At 74.1% G+C, this 19527-nt stretch carries 15 protein-coding genes; 7 read left to right on the forward strand and 8 right to left on the reverse strand.

Features of this window, described 5'->3' with window-relative positions:
• Nucleotides 1-192: 192 nt before the first annotated feature.
• Entirely contained in the window at nucleotides 193-1212 is a 1020-nt protein-coding gene (gene glnII / locus ACIBK9_RS38760; protein ID WP_397163756.1) for a glutamine synthetase, read from the forward strand.
• A gap of 52 nt (nucleotides 1213-1264) precedes the next feature.
• Here the strand turns inward: glnII and ACIBK9_RS38765 are convergent, their stop codons facing one another.
• The 7 genes from ACIBK9_RS38765 to ACIBK9_RS38795 form a co-directional block, all read right to left on the reverse strand.
• A complete protein-coding gene (locus ACIBK9_RS38765; protein ID WP_397163758.1) occupies nucleotides 1265-2776 on the reverse strand; it encodes an aldehyde dehydrogenase family protein in 1512 nt (503 codons plus the stop codon).
• 101 nt (nucleotides 2777-2877) lie between these two features.
• A complete protein-coding gene (locus ACIBK9_RS38770) occupies nucleotides 2878-3768 on the reverse strand; it encodes an aminoglycoside phosphotransferase family protein (RefSeq protein ID WP_397163760.1) in 891 nt (296 codons plus the stop codon).
• Nucleotides 3769-3850: 82 nt separating this feature from the next.
• Nucleotides 3851-4114 carry a DUF1876 domain-containing protein gene (locus tag ACIBK9_RS38775; RefSeq protein ID WP_397163761.1) on the reverse strand — a complete coding sequence of 88 codons (264 nt, stop codon included), beginning with the start codon at nucleotides 4112-4114 and terminating at the stop codon, nucleotides 3851-3853.
• Between the two features lie 59 nt (nucleotides 4115-4173).
• A complete protein-coding gene (locus ACIBK9_RS38780) occupies nucleotides 4174-4773 on the reverse strand; it encodes a hypothetical protein (RefSeq protein ID WP_364328144.1) in 600 nt (199 codons plus the stop codon).
• A 78-nt stretch (nucleotides 4774-4851) separates the two neighbouring features.
• The gene (locus ACIBK9_RS38785; RefSeq protein ID WP_387664286.1) at nucleotides 4852-5778 is read right to left on the reverse strand and encodes a hypothetical protein; all 927 of its coding nucleotides are present in this window, start codon (nucleotides 5776-5778) and stop codon (nucleotides 4852-4854) included.
• A gap of 234 nt (nucleotides 5779-6012) precedes the next feature.
• Nucleotides 6013-9255 (reverse strand): NACHT domain-containing protein, encoded by a 3243-nt coding sequence (locus ACIBK9_RS38790; protein ID WP_397163763.1) that lies wholly within the window; start codon nucleotides 9253-9255, stop codon nucleotides 6013-6015.
• 27 nt (nucleotides 9256-9282) lie between these two features.
• Nucleotides 9283-9834, reverse strand: coding sequence for a cupin domain-containing protein (locus ACIBK9_RS38795; protein WP_397163764.1), 552 nt, complete (start codon nucleotides 9832-9834; stop codon nucleotides 9283-9285).
• Nucleotides 9835-9934: 100 nt separating this feature from the next.
• Here ACIBK9_RS38795 and ACIBK9_RS38800 point away from each other — a divergent pair, with 100 nt between their 5' ends.
• From ACIBK9_RS38800 to ACIBK9_RS38820, 5 genes are read left to right on the forward strand one after another with little or no spacing between them, the layout of a single operon-like run.
• The gene (locus ACIBK9_RS38800) at nucleotides 9935-11248 is read left to right on the forward strand and encodes an SWIM zinc finger family protein (RefSeq protein WP_397163766.1); all 1314 of its coding nucleotides are present in this window, start codon (nucleotides 9935-9937) and stop codon (nucleotides 11246-11248) included.
• Nucleotides 11245-12582 (forward strand): DUF5691 domain-containing protein, encoded by a 1338-nt coding sequence (locus tag ACIBK9_RS38805; RefSeq protein WP_397163768.1) that lies wholly within the window; start codon nucleotides 11245-11247, stop codon nucleotides 12580-12582. The genes ACIBK9_RS38800 and ACIBK9_RS38805 overlap by 4 nt, the downstream gene beginning before the upstream one ends.
• Nucleotides 12579-13643 carry an AAA family ATPase gene (locus tag ACIBK9_RS38810; RefSeq protein ID WP_352323438.1) on the forward strand — a complete coding sequence of 355 codons (1065 nt, stop codon included), beginning with the start codon at nucleotides 12579-12581 and terminating at the stop codon, nucleotides 13641-13643. The genes ACIBK9_RS38805 and ACIBK9_RS38810 overlap by 4 nt, the downstream gene beginning before the upstream one ends.
• The gene (locus tag ACIBK9_RS38815) at nucleotides 13640-16015 is read left to right on the forward strand and encodes a DUF5682 family protein (protein ID WP_397163769.1); all 2376 of its coding nucleotides are present in this window, start codon (nucleotides 13640-13642) and stop codon (nucleotides 16013-16015) included. Before ACIBK9_RS38810 ends, ACIBK9_RS38815 begins: the two co-directional genes overlap by 4 nt.
• 4 nt (nucleotides 16016-16019) lie before the next feature.
• On the forward strand, nucleotides 16020-17159 hold the full coding sequence (locus ACIBK9_RS38820) for a VWA domain-containing protein (protein WP_358285975.1): 1140 nt from the start codon (nucleotides 16020-16022) through the stop codon (nucleotides 17157-17159).
• A 61-nt stretch (nucleotides 17160-17220) separates the two neighbouring features.
• Here ACIBK9_RS38820 and ACIBK9_RS38825 read toward each other — a convergent pair whose 3' ends face one another.
• Nucleotides 17221-18669, reverse strand: a complete 1449-nt coding sequence (locus ACIBK9_RS38825) for a DHA2 family efflux MFS transporter permease subunit (RefSeq protein WP_397163771.1) — start codon at nucleotides 18667-18669, stop codon at nucleotides 17221-17223.
• A gap of 99 nt (nucleotides 18670-18768) precedes the next feature.
• Between ACIBK9_RS38825 and ACIBK9_RS38830 the strand changes: the two genes are divergently transcribed.
• Nucleotides 18769-19497: a TetR/AcrR family transcriptional regulator C-terminal domain-containing protein gene (locus ACIBK9_RS38830; RefSeq protein WP_387664298.1), complete on the forward strand. Its 729-nt coding sequence runs from the start codon at nucleotides 18769-18771 to the stop codon at nucleotides 19495-19497.
• Nucleotides 19498-19527: the final 30 nt, after the last annotated feature.

Here is a 19527-nt window from a genome sequence, read left to right on the forward strand (position 1 = left end):
GCCTCGATCGTCGTACGGCCGCCGTCCCCCGGACGGCCGACCTGCCCCAGCTAACCGTCTTTATTGGATTTACCCCCTAATAGCGGGACGGGTGGCGGCACGATTAACACGGCGTTCACATTCGGGCAAAAACCGGGAAATGGCCATCCATAAGACTCGGGCGTGGCTGAGAGAAATCCCGAAAGGATCACCGTGAGCTACAAGGCTGAGTACATCTGGATCGACGGCACCGAGCCCACCGCTCTGCTGCGCTCGAAGACGAAGATCCTGGCCGACGGTGCCGAGCCTCCGGTCTGGGGCTTCGACGGCTCCAGCACCAACCAGGCCCAGGGCCACGCCTCCGACCGCGTGCTCCGCCCGGTGTTCACCTGCCCCGACCCGATCCGCGGCGGCGACAACGTGCTCGTGCTGTGCGAGGTCGAGGAGATCGACGGGACGCCCCACTCCAGCAACACCCGCGCCCTGCTGCGCCCGATCGCCGAGCGGTACGCCGACCAGGAGTCCTGGTTCGGCATCGAGCAGGAGTACACCTTCTTCAAGGGCAGCCGCCCGCTCGGCTTCCCCGAGGGCGGCTTCCCCGCCCCGCAGGGCCACTACTACTGCGGCGTGGGCGCCGAGGCCGTGTTCGGCCGCGACATCGTCGAGCTGCACCTCGACCGCTGCCTGGCGGCCGGCCTGGCCGTCTCCGGCATCAACGCCGAGGTCATGCCCGGCCAGTGGGAGTTCCAGATCGGCCCGGCCGGCCCCCTTGAGGTCTCCGACCACATGTGGGTCGCCCGCTACCTGCTCTACCGGACGGCCGAGGAGTTCGGCGTCGAGGCCACCCTCGACGCCAAGCCCGCCCGCGGCGACTGGAACGGCGCCGGCGCGCACACCAACTTCTCCACCAAGGCGATGCGCGAGAGCTACGACGCCATCATCACCGCCTGCGAGGCGCTCGGCGAGGGCGACAAGCCCATGGAGCACGTCTCCCAGTACGGCGCCGACATCGAGCTGCGCCTGACCGGCCACCACGAGACCGCCCCGTGGAACAAGTACACCTACGGCGTGTCCAACCGCGGCGCGTCCGTGCGCATCCCGTGGCAGGTCGAGGTGGACAAGAGGGGCTACATCGAGGACCGCCGCCCGAACGCCAACGTCGACCCGTACGTGGTCACCCGCCTGCTGGTGAACACCTGCTGCGAGGCCCTGGAGAAGGCCGGCCAGGTCTGATCCGCCCGCACACCTGAGAAGCCGCCCCCGGCCGGGGGCGGCTTCCTGCGTCTCAGATCCGGAACTCCAGGTCGGGGACGATCTCCGCCACGTCCATCTGGGCCTTCTGCAGCCGGCCTGAGAAGTCCCAGTTCATCGCCTGCCAGCGGGTGAACTGGTCGAGCACCCACATGCCCGACTGGCGGCTGCCGTTGCCCGACTTGCCGTTGCCGCCGAAGGGCAGGTGGGCCTCGGCGCCGGAGGTGGAGTTGTTGACGCTGACCATGCCGGCCGAGATGCCCTCGCGGAAGCGGAAGGCGTGCTTGGGGTTGGTCGTGTAGATCGAGCTCGACAGGCCGTAACCGGGGCGGTTGGCCAGCTCGACGGCCTCGTCCAGGGTGGAGAAGGTGGTCACGCCGACGATCGGGCCGAACGTCTCCTCCAGGAACAGCCGGTCGCCGGGCCGCACGCCGTCGACGATGACCGGGTGGTAGTAGAGGCCGCCGTCGCCGTCGAAGTCGCCGCGCGGGTTGTCCTCGGTGATCCTGCCCGTGCTGCCCGAGACGACCTCGTGGTGGGGCTGGATCCAGGTCAGGTACTCCTCGTAGCGGTCGGCGAACTTCTGGTCGAGCAGCGGGCCGGCCAGCACGTCCTGCTCGGGGTCGCCGATCCTGGCCGCCGCGGCCGCCCGCGCGAACCGCTCGACGAACTCGTCGTGCACGCTCTCGTGCACGATGACCGTACCCAGGCTGGTGCAGCGCTGGCCGGCGGTGCCGAAGCCGGAGAACAGCGCGCCCTCGACGGCCAGGTCGAGGTCGGCGTCCGGCATGATCACCATCGGGTTCTTGCCACCGAGCTCCAGGCACGCCGACTGCAGGTGGCGCCCGGCCAGCTCGCCGACCTTCCTGCCGACCTCGCTCGACCCGGTGAAGCCGACCTTGTGCACGCTGCCCTCCTCCAGGGCCAGCTCCAGCCCCGCGAAGGTCTGCGCGCCGTCGGCGAAGACCACGTTGAGCACCCCGTCGGGCAGCCCCGAGGCGGCGAACAGCCGGTACATGGCCTCGGCGGAGGCGGCGGCGTACTCGGCGGGCTTCCACACCACGGCGTTGCCGCACAGCAGCGCGGGCACGAGGTACCAGGACGGCACGGCCACGGGGAAGTTGCCCGCCGTGATCACCGCGGCGACCCCGACCGGGTTGCGGAACGTGAACAGGTTCTTGTCCGGCATCTCCGACGGAACGGTCTGCCCGTAGAGCCGGCGGCCCTCGCCCAGGAAGAAGTCACAGGTGTCGACGATCTCCCGCACCTCGCCCAGCGCCTCGGCGTACGGCTTGCCGATCTCCCGGGTGACCAGGCGGGCCAGGCTCTCGGCGTTGGCCTCGACCAGCCGCCCGATGGAGGCGATCACCCGGCCGCGCACCGGCGCCGGCACCTTGGCCCACTCGCGCTGGGCCTCCTTGGCGGTGCGGCAGGCGGCGGCGAACGCGGCGGCGTCGGCCAGGCCGACCCGGGCCACGACCTCGCCGGGGCGGGCGGGATTGGTCGACTCGTACACGCTCTCGCCGGTGGTGTCCTTCCCACCCACGATTGACACGATCTGACGGCTCACCGGTGGCCTCCTCGTAGTTCCTCCGGACAGACAATCATCTCGCCGGAAAAAACCCAAGAATCCCGTCAGCGTGCGGTTCAGCGCGGGCTGCCGAGCACCTCGCGGATCACGTGCCGGGCGTTGGCCGCCATGGCCGGGTTGGTGTCCTTGTAGTAGGGGAGCTGGATGAGCGCCATGGACAGGGCCCGGCCGCGGCCGCGCGCCCAGGTGGCGTCGTCGGCGCCGAGCGCGGCCCGGAAGACCTCGCGGGCGGCGGGCGGCAGCAGGTTCCAGGCCGGGATCAGGTCGCAGGCCGGGTCGCCGGCGCCGGCCGTGCCCCAGTCGATGACCCCGCTCAGCCGGCCGTCGCGGACCAGCAGGTTGCCCGGCATCAGGTCGGCGTGCACCCAGACGGGCCCGCCCTGCCATTCGGGCGCGCTCAGCGCGTCCTTCCAGGCGGCCGTGGCGGCGGCGGTGTCGATCATGCCGTCGAGCTCGCCGATCGCGGCCCGGGTGGCCTCGTCGAGGCGGGACAGCGGGCCGCCCCGGTAGGCGCCGGGCGCCCCGGCGGGCTCGACCTCGCGCAGCGCGGCGACGAACGCCGCGAGATCGGCGGCCAGCGCCTCCCCGTCCCCGGAGAGCGCCCCGGCCTCCGGGTTGTCGCCGTCCAGCCACCGGCACACCGACCACGGCCAGGGGAACCCCTCGCCCGGCAGGCCCTGGCCGAGCACCGCGGGGATCGGGACGGGCAGCGCGGGGGCCAGCAGCGGCAACCACCGCCCCTCCCTGGCGACGTCGCCGACGCCTTGCCTGACGCGCGGCAGGCGGACGGCCAGGTCGTCGCCGAGCCGGAAGACCGCGTTGACGGTGCCGGAGGAGGGGAAACGGCGCAGCGGGAGACCGGCCCACCGCGGGAACTGCGCGGCCAGCAGCCGCCGGACGAGGGCCTCGTCGATGTCGGCCTCGTCCGCGTGCATCCTGCCGCCCATGCGCGTCCCCTCCGGTCCGTACGATCCGCGGGGGCCATGTCAGCGGACCGGGGGCGGGCGCGTCAAGTCGATATCGCGGCCCTCACCACGACCTGGTCGGCACCGGGCCGGCGTCGCCGAGCTCGTGCCGGGCGTCGCTGGACAGCCGTCCGGCCAGGTCGGCCAGCGCCCGCGCGACGGCCAGCTCGTCCCCGACCTCGGGCATGGACGGGTCGGCGGGGTTGCGGCGGGCGTGGCCCGACCCTTCGACACGTGTGCCGTCCGGGACGGTCAGGACCGCCCGCGCCGAGGTGTCGTCGCCGTCCTCGGCGAGGCTGATCCGGACCGTCCACTCCTTGGCTTCCATGGCTCGCCTCCTCCCGCGTACGGCTGCCCGGACACACGGCGGTAAACCGCACGGCCCGGCTACGGGCGGCGCGGGCGGCGCCACCGGTCGTTGGCGCGGATCCAGGCCGCGTCCCAGTCGGCGTACCTGCGCCGGTCCAGCAGCCGGCGCAGCGCCGCGACGGCCCCCAGCACCAGCAGGAAGGCCAGCACCTGGACGAACGCCGCCATGCCCACGCCACGCAGGACCACGTCGGTGCGGCTCGGCGGCGGCGTCGTGGGGTCGCCCTCGCCGTCGATCCACAGCGGGACGGTCTGGCCCACCCGCGTGCCGGCCGGCACCTGCACCTGCCCGGTCCTGGCCACGCCCGCCGGGGTGGTCCAGCTCGCCGGAACCATGGTGGTCGCCGCCTCGCCGAACGACGGCCGCACGGGCCGCGGCTCCCGCAACGTCGTCGCGGTCACCTGTTGCCGGAAGCCGGGGCCCACGCGGGCCTCGCGCAGGCCGCCTTCGTAGGTGACGCGGCCGGCCAGCACGGCCGGCCAGACGCTCAGCAGGACGAGGAGCACCGCCACCGCCAGCCCGGCGCTCTCCAGCCGGTCGGAGCGGCGGCGCAACGGGTTGCGGTCCGGCCGGTGCCTGCGGATCCGCAACATCGCGGCGTTCATGACGGCCCTCATCGCGCACCTCCCACGGTCACCTTTCCTCCTTCCCGCAGAAACGGCCGGTAGCCCGCCCGCGGGCCGCCGCCGCGCAGGTCAGCTCCAGGGCGCCGTCGGGTACCAGATGAGGTCGCGGCGGGCCAGGATCCGGACGTCCCAGTACAGAAGGGTGAAGACCCCGGCCACGACGAGCGCCGCGCCGGTGACGAGGGCCAGGCGGGTCGGGGTGGCGGTCAGCCAGCGGTGCGCGCGGCCCCCGGTGGCCAGGGCGAGCAGCACGAACAGGACCGACATGACGACGATGTTGCCGGCCGACTGCAGCATGAACGCCAGCGCGCCGTACAGGGGGTTGTGGCTCTCGGCGGCGTCCCTGAAGAGCTGGCGGAACAGCGGGAACGGGCGGCCGATCAGGAAGCCGCCGATGAGCGCGCCCATGACGGCCATGCGGGCCCTCGGGTGGCGGGCCAGCGGGTCGGGCAGGTAGCCGAGCGCGGCCAGGCCCAGGTAGAGGAAGGCCAGCCCGATCAGCCCGAAGGTGACCATCGCCTGGATCAGGCCGGGGGACAGGGTGCCCGGCGCGGGCCTGGCCGTGGCGAACTGCGGCATGGCGGTGCCCACGATCCCCACCACGACGCCGTACGCGCCGGACACGGCCAGCGCGCCGGCCGCCAGCCAGCCGAGCGGGCGCAGCGTCCCGCGGATCCGTTCGCCGACCGACGGTCTGGCCCCGACCAGGGGCGCGACCGCGCCGAGCGCGGCGATGTTGCAGGCGGTGAACGAGCCCGCCAGGCCGGAGGCGAAGGCGAACACGATGCCGGAGAGCGTCCCGGCGATGGGGGTGGCGTCGGCGTCGCGGCCGAGCATCGTGTCGGCGACCGTCGAGCCGATCGTCTGGTCCACGAACTCGGCCGACCACACCACGGTCAGCAGGAATCCCGCCAGGGCGCTGAGCAGCAGCACGAGTCCGCGGCGGCGGGCGGGGGCGGAGTCGACGGCGGGGGTCGCGGCGAGGGGCAGGGTCATGGTGGTTCCCCTTCTCGTCCAGCGGGAGGCGGCGCCCGCGCACGGGCGGACGCCGGGCGTCCCGGGGGGGTGAACGTGTACACGCCGTGCAAGTTCTGTGACGACGGCCTGGACGTGATCAGGGCAGGGCGCCAGGCCGGACAAGGCCGGTTGGTGAGAACTCCGAACGGGATATTGCCACGTTTAGCACGAAATTCCGGGTAGTTAAAGGCGCCGCCCACCCCTGCCGGGACGTCACACCCTCCTGATCCGCACGCCGTCCCCGTTGACGACCCGCTGCGTGTGCCCCAGATGGACGGTGAGCCCAGGCATCCCGGCCAGCGGGCTCACGTCGAGGTCGGGACGCGAGAGGAACAGGCTCAGGCTGCGGAGCCGAGGGAGCGCGGCGAGCGGCGACAGGTCGGTCACGCCGGGGCACAGGGCCAGGGTCAGGGAGGAGAGCCGCGTCTGCCCGCGCAGCGGGCTGAGGTCCGTCAGGGTCGGGCAGTGGCGCAGGCGCAGGCGGGTCAGGGAGAACCCGTCGAGCGGCGCGAGGTCGAGCCCGCCGACCCCGTCGAGGGACACCTCCGTGACGGCCTGGCAGGTCCGGGCGGCGGCGTCGAGGCAGGCGCCGGCCTCCGCGACTCCGTCCAGCCACAACCGCTGCAGCGCCCGCATCCCGGACAGCACCGAGCCGGGCAGCGGCAGGCCCTCGCGCCTGACGTGCAGCGACTCCAGCTCGTCCTGCCGGGCGAGCGGCGCGTGCCAGGAGTCCCGATCGTCGTCGAGCAGGTCGATGAGGAGATCGTTCAGGCGGGGCAGCCGGTCGAGGAAGGCCGGATCGTCGAGCCGGACGCCCCACAGCCGCAGGTTGCGCAGATGCCGCGACTTCTCCAGGCAGGCGACGTCCACGGCGTGCGGCTCGTCGTAGAAGAACAGGCCGAGGTGGGTCAGCCGGGGCAGCGACTCCACCCCGTCCAGGGACCGGATCTGGGCGTCCTGCAGGCTCAGCGACTCCGTCTGCGGCAGGTCGCGGAGGAACCGCAGGTCGGCGAGGGGAGTGGGCACGGTGACGCGCACGTCCGCCGCCTTCAGCAGGCAGGCGCTGCGCAGATGGCGGGCGCTGGAGAAGGTGACGTCCTCCATGTCGGCCAGGACGCGCCGGGCGTAGACGTCGGCGTCGAAGTACTCCCAGCCCTGGCGGAGCTGCTCCCGTACCTGCCAGCGCGGGTCGGCGGCGTAGTCGGCCAGGCGGTCCAGGGCCTCCGGGCCGTTGATCAGGAACGTCGTGCGGACCGTCCACGCCGCGCGCTGCACCGGCAGGCCCGTCAGGTCGCGGGGCAGGCGGCGCAGGATCTCCTCGCCCGCCGCCGCCAGCAGGGTCGCCTCCTCCTCCGTACGCGGCGGGATCACCTCCGCCAGGCACGCCTCCACCCGGTCGCGCAGCCCCGCCGGGATCTCCTGGACGGTCTCCAGGCACGCGGCCACCAGCAGCCGCAGCCGGCGGGCGTGCTTGCCGCCCTGGTCGGCCCGGTCCAGCAGGCCGCGCAGCAGCTCACCGCGCAGCCGGCCGTTCGCGTGCCCGGCGGCCATCACCACGACCTCGCGCCACTGGTCCAGGTGGGCCCGCTCGACCGCGGCCTCGACGTCCTCGTCCTCCACGAGCTGCCCGGCGGCCAGGTACTCCTGCACGGTCCGGTGCGCGAAGTCGATCCGGCCGGGCACCGGCTCACGCAGCACGCCGCTCCTGCGCAGCAGGTGTTCCAGCACGTCGGAGGCGGTGTGCGAGACGCGGGTCATCGAGGCGAGCTTCTGCTCGACCCGGCGCAGCGCGGTCGACTTGGACAGCTCGGAACGGCCCATCGACACCAGCCGCCAGGCCAGGTCGCGCAGGATCCACACCTTCTGGTCGGGGTCGAGGGACACGTCGTCGTCGATCCGCCGCTCGGCGTCGCGGCGTTCCAGCAGCAGGCTGAGCACGGCGTCGTAGAAGCCCATCCGGCTGCGCGGCAGCTGAGTGCGGCGGTCGAGGTTGAGCGCGCACAACATGGCGGCCAGCAGCGGGGTCGAGGCGACCACGCCCAGGTGCGGATTGGACTCCATGCGGGCCAGCAGGGCGACCTCGTAGCCCTCCAGCTCGCCGGGCTCGCACGGCAGGCTCGGGCAGTCGCGCATCGCGACGTGCCACTGGCGGATCAGCTCCCGCTGGTCGTCGGGCGTCATGGGCTCCAGCGTGGACGCCGCGAACCCCTCGTCGGCCAGCCAGCGGGCGTCGGCGGCGGTCGGACGCGAGGTCACCACGACCCGCAGCCCCGGATAGGCCGCCAGCAGCCGCGACAACCACTCCCGCACGGCCGGCCGGTGCCGGACGAGCAGCTCGTCCACCCCGTCGACCAGCAGCAGGCCGCGGCCGGAGTCCAGCACGCGCTCCACCCAGCCGCGCGGCATGCGCCCGGCGACCTCCCGCGCGACGTCGTCGAGGAAGGCGGCGGGCGCGGGCAGCCGTCCCGACGAATGGCTCCTCAGCTTGATCATCAGCGGCACGCAGCCGTTCCAGGCGGCCAGGTCCCCCGAGAAGCCGCCGCGCGCGGCGGTCACCGCGAGCCAGCGCAGCAACGTGCTCTTGCCCGAACCCGCGTCGCCGCGCAGCAGCGTGAGCCGGGCGCGGCCGAGCGCCGACTCGATGCGCTCGGCGCCGCGCTCGGCGGGATGCCCGCCGGTGAGCGCGGCGATCGACAGCCGCTCCGGCGCGCGCCGCCCGCGCTCGCCGGAGGAGACGTTGAGGCTGATGTAGGCCATGCTCAGCGACGTGCGCGGGCGGTAGGACTCCACCCGGACGCCGAACAGCTCGACCTCGTCGAGGGTGCGGCTGGCGAAGCCGAGGTAGAGGCGTTCGAACGCGGCGTCGTCCTGGGTGCCCTCGGGGGCCTCCAGCGTGCGCTGCGGCAGCCTGGCGAGCAGCCGTTCCACGCCCTCGGCCAGGCCGCTCAGCCTGCCCAGCATCTCGGTGGCGGCGCGTGGCACGTACTGGGGGAGCTGCCGCATCAGGCCGACCAGGCAGTCGACGGACTCGGCGAGCAGGACGGCGTACAGGCGGTCCTCGGCCTCCCCGAGGCGCGGTTCCGGGAGGGCGGCCAGGATGCGCTCGGCGAGCTTGGTCGGGTCGGCGTCGGACTCGAACAGCGCCTCGTCCGACAGGTCGGCGGCGCGCAGCGCGGCCACGGTCTCCAGCAGGACGGCGGCCCGCGCGGACTCGTCCAGCCCGCGGAACTCCTGCTCGATGAGGCGCGACAGCCGCCCCTCGACGGCCAGCGCGATGCCCTGGAGCTGGTTGTCGATCTTCCGGGGCGCCAGCCGGTCGCGAAAGCCGCTCTGGACCAGGTCCTTCAGCTCACTCGTCCGGTCTTTGCGCGCGGCCCGGACGGCCAGCCATTCGCGCATGGCGCGCTCCGCGACGCTCTTCCCAGCGGCGGTCAGGGCCGCCTCGATGCCCGGCATGCCTTCTATATAAGACGATCTTTACGATCACGCGGTGAAATCGGCGAAGTCGAACCCCGGCGACACGACGCAGCTCACCAGCACTGCCTCGTCACCCGCCGGGCGCGCGGACTGCCACACGCCGCCGGGCACGACCGCCTGCGGCACCTGCCCCCGCTCGACCAGCGGGCCCAGGACGACGTCGCGGTCTCCCACGGTCAGGCTCAGCGGGCCGCCCCGGTGCCACAGCCACACCTCGTCGGACCTGACGACGTGCGGGACGGACTCCTCGCCCGGCTGGAGCAGGAAGTAGATGCCGGTGGCGCTCGCGCGCGGCCCCGGGTACCCGTCGGGCCGGACCGTGACGGGCGAGCGCCAGGTCTCGCGGTACCAGCCGCCCTCCGGATGGGGGAGCAGGTCGAGCGCGGCGGCCACGGGCGGCCGCTCGGCGAAGGCGATGGGCGCGCCGGTGACGTCGCGCCGCAGGAAACGGGTGCCGTCGAGGACGGCCTGGCCGTCGAGCGCGGCGGCCAGCGCCAGGGCGGCGGCCTCGTCGGCGACCTCGGTGGGCGCGCCGTCGGGATAGATCCTCAGCTCCACATGGCCGATCTTACGAGGGCCCGGGGCGCGCCGGGACCGCGTCCGGCGGACGGGCCGCCCGCCGCGCGAACTGTCGGTCGGCCTGGCTAGTCTGCGGCAGGTGATCGAACGGTGGAGCCTTGATCAGGTGCTCGCCCTCGCCCCCGACGCGTCGTCCAGGAAGGCGGCTCAGGGGGTGGCCGCGGCGGGCAAGTGGTCCTCGCGCGGCACGACGGGCAGCGTCCTCTACGGCGAGTGCGCGGGCAGCGGGTCCAAGCCCTACCTGGCGTGCGTCGACCTGACCGAGCCCGCCTACCGGTGCAGCTGCCCCAGCCGCAAGTTCCCCTGCAAACACGCGCTGGGCCTGCTGCTGCTGTGGTCGGCCGACGGCGTGCCCGCCGAGGAGGCCGCGCCGCAGTGGGTCACCGAGTGGCTCGACGGCCGCGCCGAGCGCGCCGCCAGGTCCGCGGCCCGCGCCGAGACCTCCCGCGACGATGCCGCCGCGCCCACGACTGGGGCTGGGGCTGGGGCGGCGGGCGTGGGGAAGGCGGAGTCGGTGCGGCAGGCGCGGGTGGGGGCCGGGCTGGCGGAGCTGGAGCGCTGGCTGGCCGACCAGATCCGCCAGGGCCTCGCGTCCTCCGCCGAGCACGACTGGGACGGCCTGGCCAAGCGCCTCATCGACGCCCAGGCCCCCGGCGTCGCCGGCCTGGTGTCCCGGCTGACCCAGGTGCGCGCGGAGGACGACTGGCCCGGCCGGCTCCTGGAGGAGTACGCGCTGATCAACCTGCTCGCCGTCGCCCACCGCCGCCGCGCCGAGCTGCCCGCGCCCTTGGCCGAGACCGTCCGCATCCGCACCGGTTTCCCGGTCACCCGGGAAGAGGTGCTGGCCGGGCCGGCGGTGCGCGACCACTGGCACGTGCTCGGCCGCCGCGACGACGAGCACGACCGGCTGACCGCCCGCCGCGTCTGGCTCAAGGGCCGCGCCACCGGCCGGGCGGCGCTGATCCTCTCCTTCGCCCCGCCCGGCCAGGCCCTCGACGCCTCGCTGGTCACGGGCGCCACGATCGACGCCGACCTCGCCTTCTACCCCGGCGCCGCGCCCCTGCGCGCCCTCGTCGCCGCCCGCCACGACACCGACCCCCTTCCCGGCGAGGGCGCCCTGCCGGCCGGGGTGCCGGCCGGCGAGGCGCTGGAGGAGGTGGCGCGGGTGCTGGCCGACGATCCCTGGACCGAGTCGTGGCCGCTCGTGCTGGCCGGCGTCGTCCCCGGCCGCACGGCGGTCGGCGGGCTGCCGCTGCATCCCCGGGCCCGCGACCCCTGGCGGCTGATCGCCGTCTCGGGCGGCCGTCCCGTCACGCTGGCCGCCGAATGGACGCCGCAGGGCCTGCGCCCGCTCACCACCTACGACGACGACGGAACGGCGGTGCTCCTGTGACCTGGGACGACCTGGCCTCGACGGCCCTGGTGGGCACCGACCGCAGGCCGTACCGGGGAGACCTGCTGGCGGACGCCGCCGTCGAGACGGCCCGGCGGCGCGCGGGCCGCGGCCCGGTCGAGGTCGCGCCGCCGTCCCCCGCCCCGGCCGAGGAGCTGCCCGCCGTGGGCAGGCGCGCGGCCGAGCGGCTGGTCCGGATCATGGGCGGCGACTACGACCGCCTGCTGCCCGAATGGCTGGCCGCGGCCGCCGCGACCGGCCGCAGGGTGCCCTGCGACGTGCTGCCCGACCTGCTCGAACGAGGCCGGCGCGACCGCTCGATCCGCGCCCACCTGGGCGTGCTGGCCGGGCAGCGCGGCCGCTGGCTGGCCGGCCTCAACCCGGCGTGGGGCTACCTGCTGGAGGAGCCCACCGGCGAGACCTGGGAGCTCGGCGGCCCCGCCGACCGCCGCGCCCACCTGCGCGCCCTGCGCGCCGCCGACCCCGCCGCGGCCAGGGAACTGCTGGAGAGCACCTGGGAGCGGGAGACGCCCGACGACCGGGCCGAGTTCGTCGAGCTGCTGGCCGACGGGCTCGCCATGGGCGACGAGCCGTTCCTGGAGGCCGCGCTCGACGACCGCCGCCGGGAGGTCCGCCAGGCCGCCGCCAACCTGCTGACCCGGCTGCCCGGCTCCCGCCTGTCCAGGCGCATGGCCGAGCGGGCCCGCGCCTGCGTGTCGATCTCCGGCTCGGCCATCGCCGTCGAGGCGCCCCTGGAGTGCGACCGGGCGATGGAGCGCGACGGCGTGCGTCCCAAGCCGCCGCGCGGCATCGGCGAGCGGGCCTGGTGGCTGCAGCAGATCCTGGCCCGCGCCCCGCTGGGCTTCTGGGGCCGGCCGCCGTCCGCGCTGCTGAAGATGCGCATCCCCGACTGGGACGCCGAGGTGAAGGCCGCCTGGGTCCGGGCCGCGGTGCTGCAGAAGGACCCCGAGTGGGCGCGCGCGATGTTCGGCTGGGACCCGATCGCCGACCTGCTCGAAGCGCTCCCGCCCGCCGAGCAGCAGGAGCTCGCCGCGGGCTTCGTCCACAAGCACGACCTCGACAGCCAGCTGATCATGGTGCTCGGCGGCGTGTCGTCCCATTGGCGGGAGGGCCTGGCCACGGCCGTCCTGCACAAGATCGTCAAGGTGGCGGCCGTCCAGCCGTGGAACCTCGGCGAGCTGGTCAAGCTGGCGGGCGAGCACATCGACCCCGCGCTGTTCCCGCTGGCTGAGAGCTACTCGCCGGTGGCGCCGATCCAGCAGGTCGCCGCCCTCCTGCGTTTCCGTGCCGACATGTACAAGGAGCTCGCATGACCGTCCTGCGTCCCCACGCCGAAGACCAGTACGCCGAGGAACTGGCCTACCTGGCCAAGGACGACGACCGCCCCCGGCCCCCCGGCTGGAAGTTGTCGCCGTGGGCGGTGACCCGCTACATCCTGGGCGACGACGACCGCGTCACCCCCAAATACGTCGGCGCCCGCCGCATCGTCGAGGTCGCCGTCGCCACGCTCGCGACCGACCGCGCGCTGCTGCTGCTCGGCGTGCCCGGCACGGCCAAGACGTGGTTGTCGGAGCATCTGGCCGCCGCCGTCAGCGGCGACTCGACGCTGCTCGTCCAGGGCACCGCGGGCACCGCCGAGGAGGCCGTCCGGTACGGCTGGAACTACGCCAGGTTGCTGGCCGAGGGCCCCTCGTTCGAGGCGCTGACCCCCTCGCCGGTGATGCGGGCCATGGCCGAGGGGCGGGTCGCCCGCGTCGAGGAGCTGACCCGCATGCCCTCCGACGTCCAGGACGCGCTGATCACCGTCCTGTCGGAGAAGACGCTGCCGATCCCCGAGCTCAACCGCGAGGTCCAGGCCGAGCGCGGCTTCAACGTCATCGCCACCGCCAACGACCGCGACCGGGGCGTCAACGAGCTGTCCAGCGCCCTGCGCCGCCGGTTCAACACCGTCGTGCTGCCCGTGCCCGCCAGCGCCGAGGAGGAGGTGCACATCGTCGCCCGCCGCGTCACCCAGCTCGGCCGCTCGCTGGAGCTGCCGGAGACCTCCACCGGCCTGGCCGAGATCAGGCGCGTGGTGACCGTCTTCCGCGAGCTGCGCGCCGGCGTCACCGAGGACGGCCGGACCAAGGTCAAGTCGCCGAGCGGCACCCTGTCCACCGCCGAGGCGATCTCGGTGCTCACCAGCGGCATCGCGCTGGCCGCCCACTTCGGCGACGGCGTGCTGCGGCCCTCCGACGTCGCGGCCGGGATCGTCGGCGCGGTGGTGCAGGAGCCGGTCTCCGACCGGGTGGTGTGGCGCGAGTACCTGGAGACCGTGGTGCGCGAGCGTCCCGACTGGCGCGACTTCTACCGCGCCTGCCGCGAGGTGTCATGAGCGCCGTCTCCGTGCTGGGCGTGCGCCACCACGGCCCCGGCTCGGCCCGCGCGCTGCGGCGCGAGCTCGAACGCCTGCGCCCCGACGCGATCCTCGTCGAGGGGCCGCCGGAGGCCGACGCGATCGTGGCACTCGCCCCCGACCTGGAGCCGCCGGTCGCGCTGCTCGCGCATGTGCCCGGCGCGCCGGCCAGGGCCGCGTTCTGGCCGTTCGCGCAGTTCTCGCCCGAATGGCAGGCGATCCTGTACGGCGTCGCGGCCGGCGTCCCGGTGCGCTTCTGCGACCTGCCCGCCGCCCACTCCCTGGCCGACGACGATGAACACGACGAGGAGCACGACGAGTCCGGCGACGGGCTGCGGGCCGACCCGATCGGCGCGCTGGCCGCCGCGGCCGGGCACGACGACCCGGAACGCTGGTGGGAGGACGTCGTCGAGCACCGCGGCGACACCCCGTTCGAGGTGATCGCCGAGGCCATGGCCGCCGTGCGCGAGGGCCACGTCCCGGCCGGCCGGGAGGCCAGGCGCGAGGCGTACATGCGCAAGGCGCTGCGGGCCGCGATCAAGGAGGGGTTCGGCACGATCGCGGTGGTCTGCGGCGCCTGGCACGTGCCCGCGCTCGCCGGGCCGCTGCCCCCGGCCGCCGCCGACAACGCGCTGCTGCGCGGCATGCCGAAGGTGAAGGCCGAGCTGACGTGGGTGCCCTGGACGTACGGGCGGCTGGCCTCCTGGAGCGGCTACGGCGCGGGCATCACCTCGCCGGGCTGGTACCACCACCTGTTCACCGCCCCCGACCGGCCGGTCGAGCGCTGGCTCACCGAGGCCGCCGCCGTGCTGCGCGAGGAGGGGCTGCCGGTCTCCTCCGCGCACGTCATCGAGTCCGTCCGCCTGGCCGACACCCTTGCCGGGCTGCGCGGCCGGCCGCTGGCCGGGCTGGGGGAGGTGACCGAGGCGGCCAGGGCGGTGCTGTGCGAGGGCGACGACCTGGCCGTCGAGCTGATCCAGCGGCGGATGGTCGTCGGCGACCGGCTCGGCCACGTCACCGACGGCACCCCGATGGTCCCGCTCCAGCGCGACCTGCGCGAGCAGCGGCGGCGGCTGAAGCTGCGGCCCGAGGCCCTCGACCGGGAGCTCGACCTCGACCTGCGCAAGCCGCTCGACCTGGAGCGCAGCCACCTGCTGCACCGGCTGCGGCTGCTGGAGGTGGGCTGGGGCACGCCGGGGCAGGCGCGCGGCAAGGGCACGTTCCGCGAGTCCTGGACGTTGCAGTGGCGGCCCGAGCACGACCTCGCGCTCATCGAGCACGCCGCCCTCGGCACCACCGTCGCCGCCGCGGCCGCGCGGCGCGCCCGCGACCTGGCCGGGGCCGCGTCGGCGGCGCTCGCCGACCTGACCGCGCTGGTGGAGCAGTGCCTGCTGGCCGACCTGCCGCAGGCGCTGCCCGGCGTGCTCGCCGCGCTGTCGGCCAAGGCGGCGCTGGACACCGACGTCACCCAGCTGATGGCGGCGCTGCCCGCGATGGTCCGCGCCCACCGGTACGGCGACGTGCGCGGCACCTCGGCCGAGGGGCTGGCGGTGATCGTGCGCTCGATGCTCGACCGGATCTGCGTCGGGCTGCCGGTCGCGGTCACCGCGCTCGACGACGACGCGGCGGCCGAGCTGCTCAAACACGTCGACGCCGTGCACGCCGCCGTCGCCCTGCTCACCGAACCCCCCACCGCCCCGCCGCCGCCCATGGCGGCCGACGCGGCCGACGCGGCCGACGGGGCCGACGGGGCCGGGGCGGACGGCGGCGGCGACGCGGCGGACGCGGACGGCGAGGGTCCCGCGGCGGACGCGGACGGCGGCGGTGGCGCGGGGGACGCGGACGGCGAGGGCGGGGCGGGCGGTTCGCCGCGGGCCCGGTGGCTGGGCACGTTGCGGGGCATCGCCGACCGGCAGGACCTGCACGGGCTCATCGAGGGCCGGCTCACCCGCGTCCTGCTCGACTGCGGCGAGCTCGCCGACGCGGGCGACCGCATGTCCAGGGCCATGTCCCGGGGGCAGACCCCGGTCAGGGCGGCGGCCTGGGTCGAGGGGTTCCTGTCCGGCGGCGGCCTGCTCCTGGTGCACGACCCGCGCCTGCTGGGCCTGGTCGACGCCTGGCTGACCGCGCTGCCCGCCGACCAGTTCACCGACGTGCTGCCGCTGCTGCGCCGCACGTTCGGCGGCTTCGCCGTGCCGGAGCGGCGGGCCGTCGGCGAGCGGGTGAGCGCGGCGGGCCGCGCAGGCGGCACCGGCGGCACCGGCGACGGGAACGAGCCGGGCATCGACGAGCGGCGCGCGGCGGGAGCCGTGGCGACCGTGCTGGCGATCATCGGGAGAGACCGTGGATGAGCGCATGCGCAGGTGGCGGCTGGTGCTCGGGGGCGGCGACGCCGACGGCACCGGCTGCGCCCTGCAGGGTGCCGACGCGCAGATGGACGCGGCCCTGGCCGCCGTCTACGACCACGACGGCCGCGAGGGGCAGAGCCGGCGCGAGGGCGGCCTCGGGGCGTCCGCGCCGCGGGTGGCCCGCTGGCTGGGCGACATCCGCACGTACTTCCCGTCCACGGTCGTCCAGGTCATGCAGAAGGACGCGATCGAGCGGCTGAACCTCACCCGGCTGCTGCTCGAACCGGAGATGCTGGAGGCCGTGGAGCCCGACGTGCACCTGGTCGGCACGCTGCTGGCGCTCAACCGGGTGATGCCCGCGCAGGCCCGCGAGTCGGCCAGGGCGGTGGTGCGCAAGGTCGTCGAAGAGCTCGAACGCCGGCTGGCCGACCGCACCCGGGCGGCGGTGACGGGCGCGCTCGACCGTTCGGCGCGCACCCACCGGCCCAGGCGGGTGGCCGACATCGACTGGGACCGGACGATCCGGGCGAACCTCAAGAACTACCTGCCCGACCGGAACACGGTCGTCCCGTCGCGGCTCGTCGGCTACGCGCGCCGGCAGCGGTCGGTGCAGCGCGAGGTGGTGCTCTGCATCGACCAGAGCGGCTCGATGGCGGCCTCGGTGGTGTATTCCAGCGTGTTCGGGGCGGTCCTGGCCTCGATGCGGTCGCTGAAGACGTCGCTGGTGGTGTTCGACACGGCGGTGGTCGACCTGACCGAGCAGTTGCACGACCCGGTCGAGCTGCTGTTCGGCACCCAGCTCGGCGGCGGCACCGACATCAACCGGGCGATCGCCTACTGCCAGGGCCTCGTCACCCGCCCGGCCGACTCCGTCTTCGTCCTGGTCAGCGACCTGTACGAGGGTGGCGTGCGCGAGGAGATGCTGCGCCGGGTGGCGGCGATGACCCAGGCCGGCGTGCAGGTGATCGTGCTGCTCGCGCTCTCCGACGAGGGCGCGCCCTTCTACGACCACGACAACGCCGCCGCGCTGGCCGCGATGGGCGTGCCCGCGTTCGCCTGCACCCCCGACGCCTTCCCCGACCTCATGGCCGCCGCCATCGAACGCCGCGACATCGCGCGCTGGGCCGAACGCCACGTCGGCACCTGAGCGGGGGCGCGCGGACGGCCGCGGCTCCACCCCCGCAGGGGAGCCGCGGCCGGGCCGGCGCTCAGTGGCCGGCCTGTTCGGGGCGGGCCTTGCGCGGCATGAGGAACGACAGGGCGAACGTCACGGCCAGCAGCCCGACCTCGACCCAGACGGTCACCTGCATCGCCGAGCCGAAGCTCCACTCCTGCTTGAGCAGGTTGAAGAACAGCGTGCCGAGCACGGCGGTGCCGAGCGCGCCGCCGAGCTGCTGGACGGCGGTCATCGTGCCCGAGGCCGACCCCGACTCGTGCGGCTCGACGCCGGCCAGCACGATGTCGAAGAACGGCGCCATGGTCAGGCCCATGCCGATGCCGACCAGCGCCAGCCCGGGGGCGAGCTGCCAGACGCCGACGTCGGTGCCGGCCAGCTGGATGGTCACCCCGAGCACGGCCGCGCCTGCGGCCATGACGACCACGCCGATCTGCAGCAGCCCGCGGCCCAGCTTCTCCTGGAGCCCGGACATGGCCAGGCCGAAGCCGAGCACGCCGCCGACCGCCTGGGGAAGGCTGGCCAGGCCCGCCTTGAGCGGGCTGAAGTGCAGGCCGGCCTGCATGTAGATGCTGAAGACCAGGCTGAGGCCGATCATGCCGGAGAAGAACGCCAGACCGGCCACCAGTCCGCCGGAGAAGGCCCGCTTGCGGAACAGGCTGGGCGTGACCAGCGGGTCCTTGCCGGACGCGGCGCGGCGCGACTCGTACCGGCCGAACAGGGCGAAGACGACCAGCGAGGCGGCCATCGAGACGAACGTCCAGGCGGGCCAGTCGAGCTCGCGGCCCTGGATCAGCGGGTAGATCAGCAGGAATCCGGCGACCGAGACCAGGCCGACGCCGACCAGGTCGAGCCTGGTGGCGTTCGAGAGGCGGTACTCGGGCAGGAAGCGGATGCCGGCGACGGCGGCGGCCAGGCCGATCGGCAGGTTGATCAGGAAGATCATGCGCCAGCCGGTGCCGAAGAAGTCGGCGTCGACCAGCCAGCCGGCCAGCACGGGGCCGCCGACCGACGAGATCGTCATGACGGGCCCGAACATGCCGAACGCCTTGCCCATCTCCTGCGGCGGGAACATCTCCTTGATCAGCCCCAGCCCCTGCGGCAACATCACGGCGCCGAACAGGCCCTGCAGCACGCGGCTGGCGATGAGCATCTCGGGGCTGCCCGCCACTCCGCACAGCAGCGAGGCGGCGGTGAAGCCGAAGGCACCGATGAGGAACATGCGCTTGCGGCCGAACAGGTCGCCGAGCCGCCCGCCGGTGACCAGGCCGACGGCCATGGCCAGTGTGTAACCGGCGCCGAGCCACTGCACGAGGCTGTCGCTGCCGCCCAGGTCGGCGCGGATGGTGGGGGCGGCGATCGTGGTGATCAGCGCGTCGAGCAGGTCCATCACCTCGGCGGCCAGGATCACGAAAAGGGCGGCCCAGCGCCACCGGTAGGGCGCGACGGCCTCCGTGGCCTGCCCCGCATTGGTCACTGTCACAGGAACTCCTTCAGAACGCCGTTCTTAGGTACGAACACTGTTCGTTTACGAACACCGTTTTAGTGGCGAACACCGTTCGTGTCAAGTACAGTGTTCGCCATGGGGAGCAAGGAAGAAGCCGTGCCGGTGCCGCCGTGGCGCAAGTCCCGCAAGCAACCGCAGATCAGGCGGCAGCTCAGCCAGGACCTCATCGTCGAGACCGGGCTGCGCGTCCTCGACGCCGAAGGGCTCGACGCGCTCAGCATGAGACGCGTCGCCCAGGAGCTCGACACCGGCCCCGCCTCGCTGTACGCGCACGTGGCCAACAAGGAGGAGCTGCTCGAACTGGTCTACGACCGGGTGCTCGGCGAGATCCGGCTGCCCGAGCGCGACCCCGGCCAGTGGAAGGACCAGCTCAGGTCGTACGCGCTGGAGGTCTACCGGGTGCTGAACAGGCACGCCGACGTCGCCAGGGCGGCCCTGGCGAACATCCCCTCGGGCGGCAACTCGCTGCGCACCGGCGAGTTCGTCTACGGGCTGCTGGTGGAGGCCGGCATGCCGCCGCGCGAGGCCGCCCTGTGCCTCGACCGCCTGTCCCTCTACCTCATCGGCGACGCCTACGAGGGCTCGGTGCACATCAGCCGGATGCGCGCCGCCGGCGTGTCCTCGCAGGAGGAGTACTTCGCCTCCTTCGTCAGCCAGGTCGCCGACTACTACCGCGCCCTGCCCCGCGACCGCTTCCCCTACCTGGTCGAGCACATCGACGACCTGGTCGCCGCCGGCGGCGAGGAACGTTTCCGCTACGGCCTGGAACTGCTGCTCGACGGCATCGAGTCGCGCATGCCTTAGGCCCAATTGCCTAGGCCCCGCGCCCGATGT

This window comes from Nonomuraea sp. NPDC050227, from assembly GCF_044459705.1.
Classification (GTDB): domain Bacteria; phylum Actinomycetota; class Actinomycetes; order Streptosporangiales; family Streptosporangiaceae; genus Nonomuraea.

Bases quoted from the DNA above. Each gene is read 5' to 3' on its own strand.
- ACIBK9_RS38770 (WP_397163760.1), bottom strand. From the start codon at position 3,768: ATGGGCGGCAGGATGCACGCGGACGAGGCCGACATCGACGAGGCCCTC.
- ACIBK9_RS38775 (WP_397163761.1), bottom strand. From the start codon at position 4,114: ATGGAAGCCAAGGAGTGGACGGTCCGGATCAGCCTCGCCGAGGACGGC.
- ACIBK9_RS38780 (WP_364328144.1), bottom strand. From the start codon at position 4,773: ATGAGGGCCGTCATGAACGCCGCGATGTTGCGGATCCGCAGGCACCGG.
- ACIBK9_RS38785 (WP_387664286.1), bottom strand. From the start codon at position 5,778: ATGACCCTGCCCCTCGCCGCGACCCCCGCCGTCGACTCCGCCCCCGCC.
- ACIBK9_RS38790 (WP_397163763.1), bottom strand. From the start codon at position 9,255: ATGCCGGGCATCGAGGCGGCCCTGACCGCCGCTGGGAAGAGCGTCGCG.
- ACIBK9_RS38810 (WP_352323438.1), top strand. From the start codon at position 12,579: ATGACCGTCCTGCGTCCCCACGCCGAAGACCAGTACGCCGAGGAACTG.
- ACIBK9_RS38815 (WP_397163769.1), top strand. From the start codon at position 13,640: ATGAGCGCCGTCTCCGTGCTGGGCGTGCGCCACCACGGCCCCGGCTCG.
- ACIBK9_RS38820 (WP_358285975.1), top strand. From the start codon at position 16,020: ATGCGCAGGTGGCGGCTGGTGCTCGGGGGCGGCGACGCCGACGGCACC.
- ACIBK9_RS38830 (WP_387664298.1), top strand. From the start codon at position 18,769: ATGGGGAGCAAGGAAGAAGCCGTGCCGGTGCCGCCGTGGCGCAAGTCC.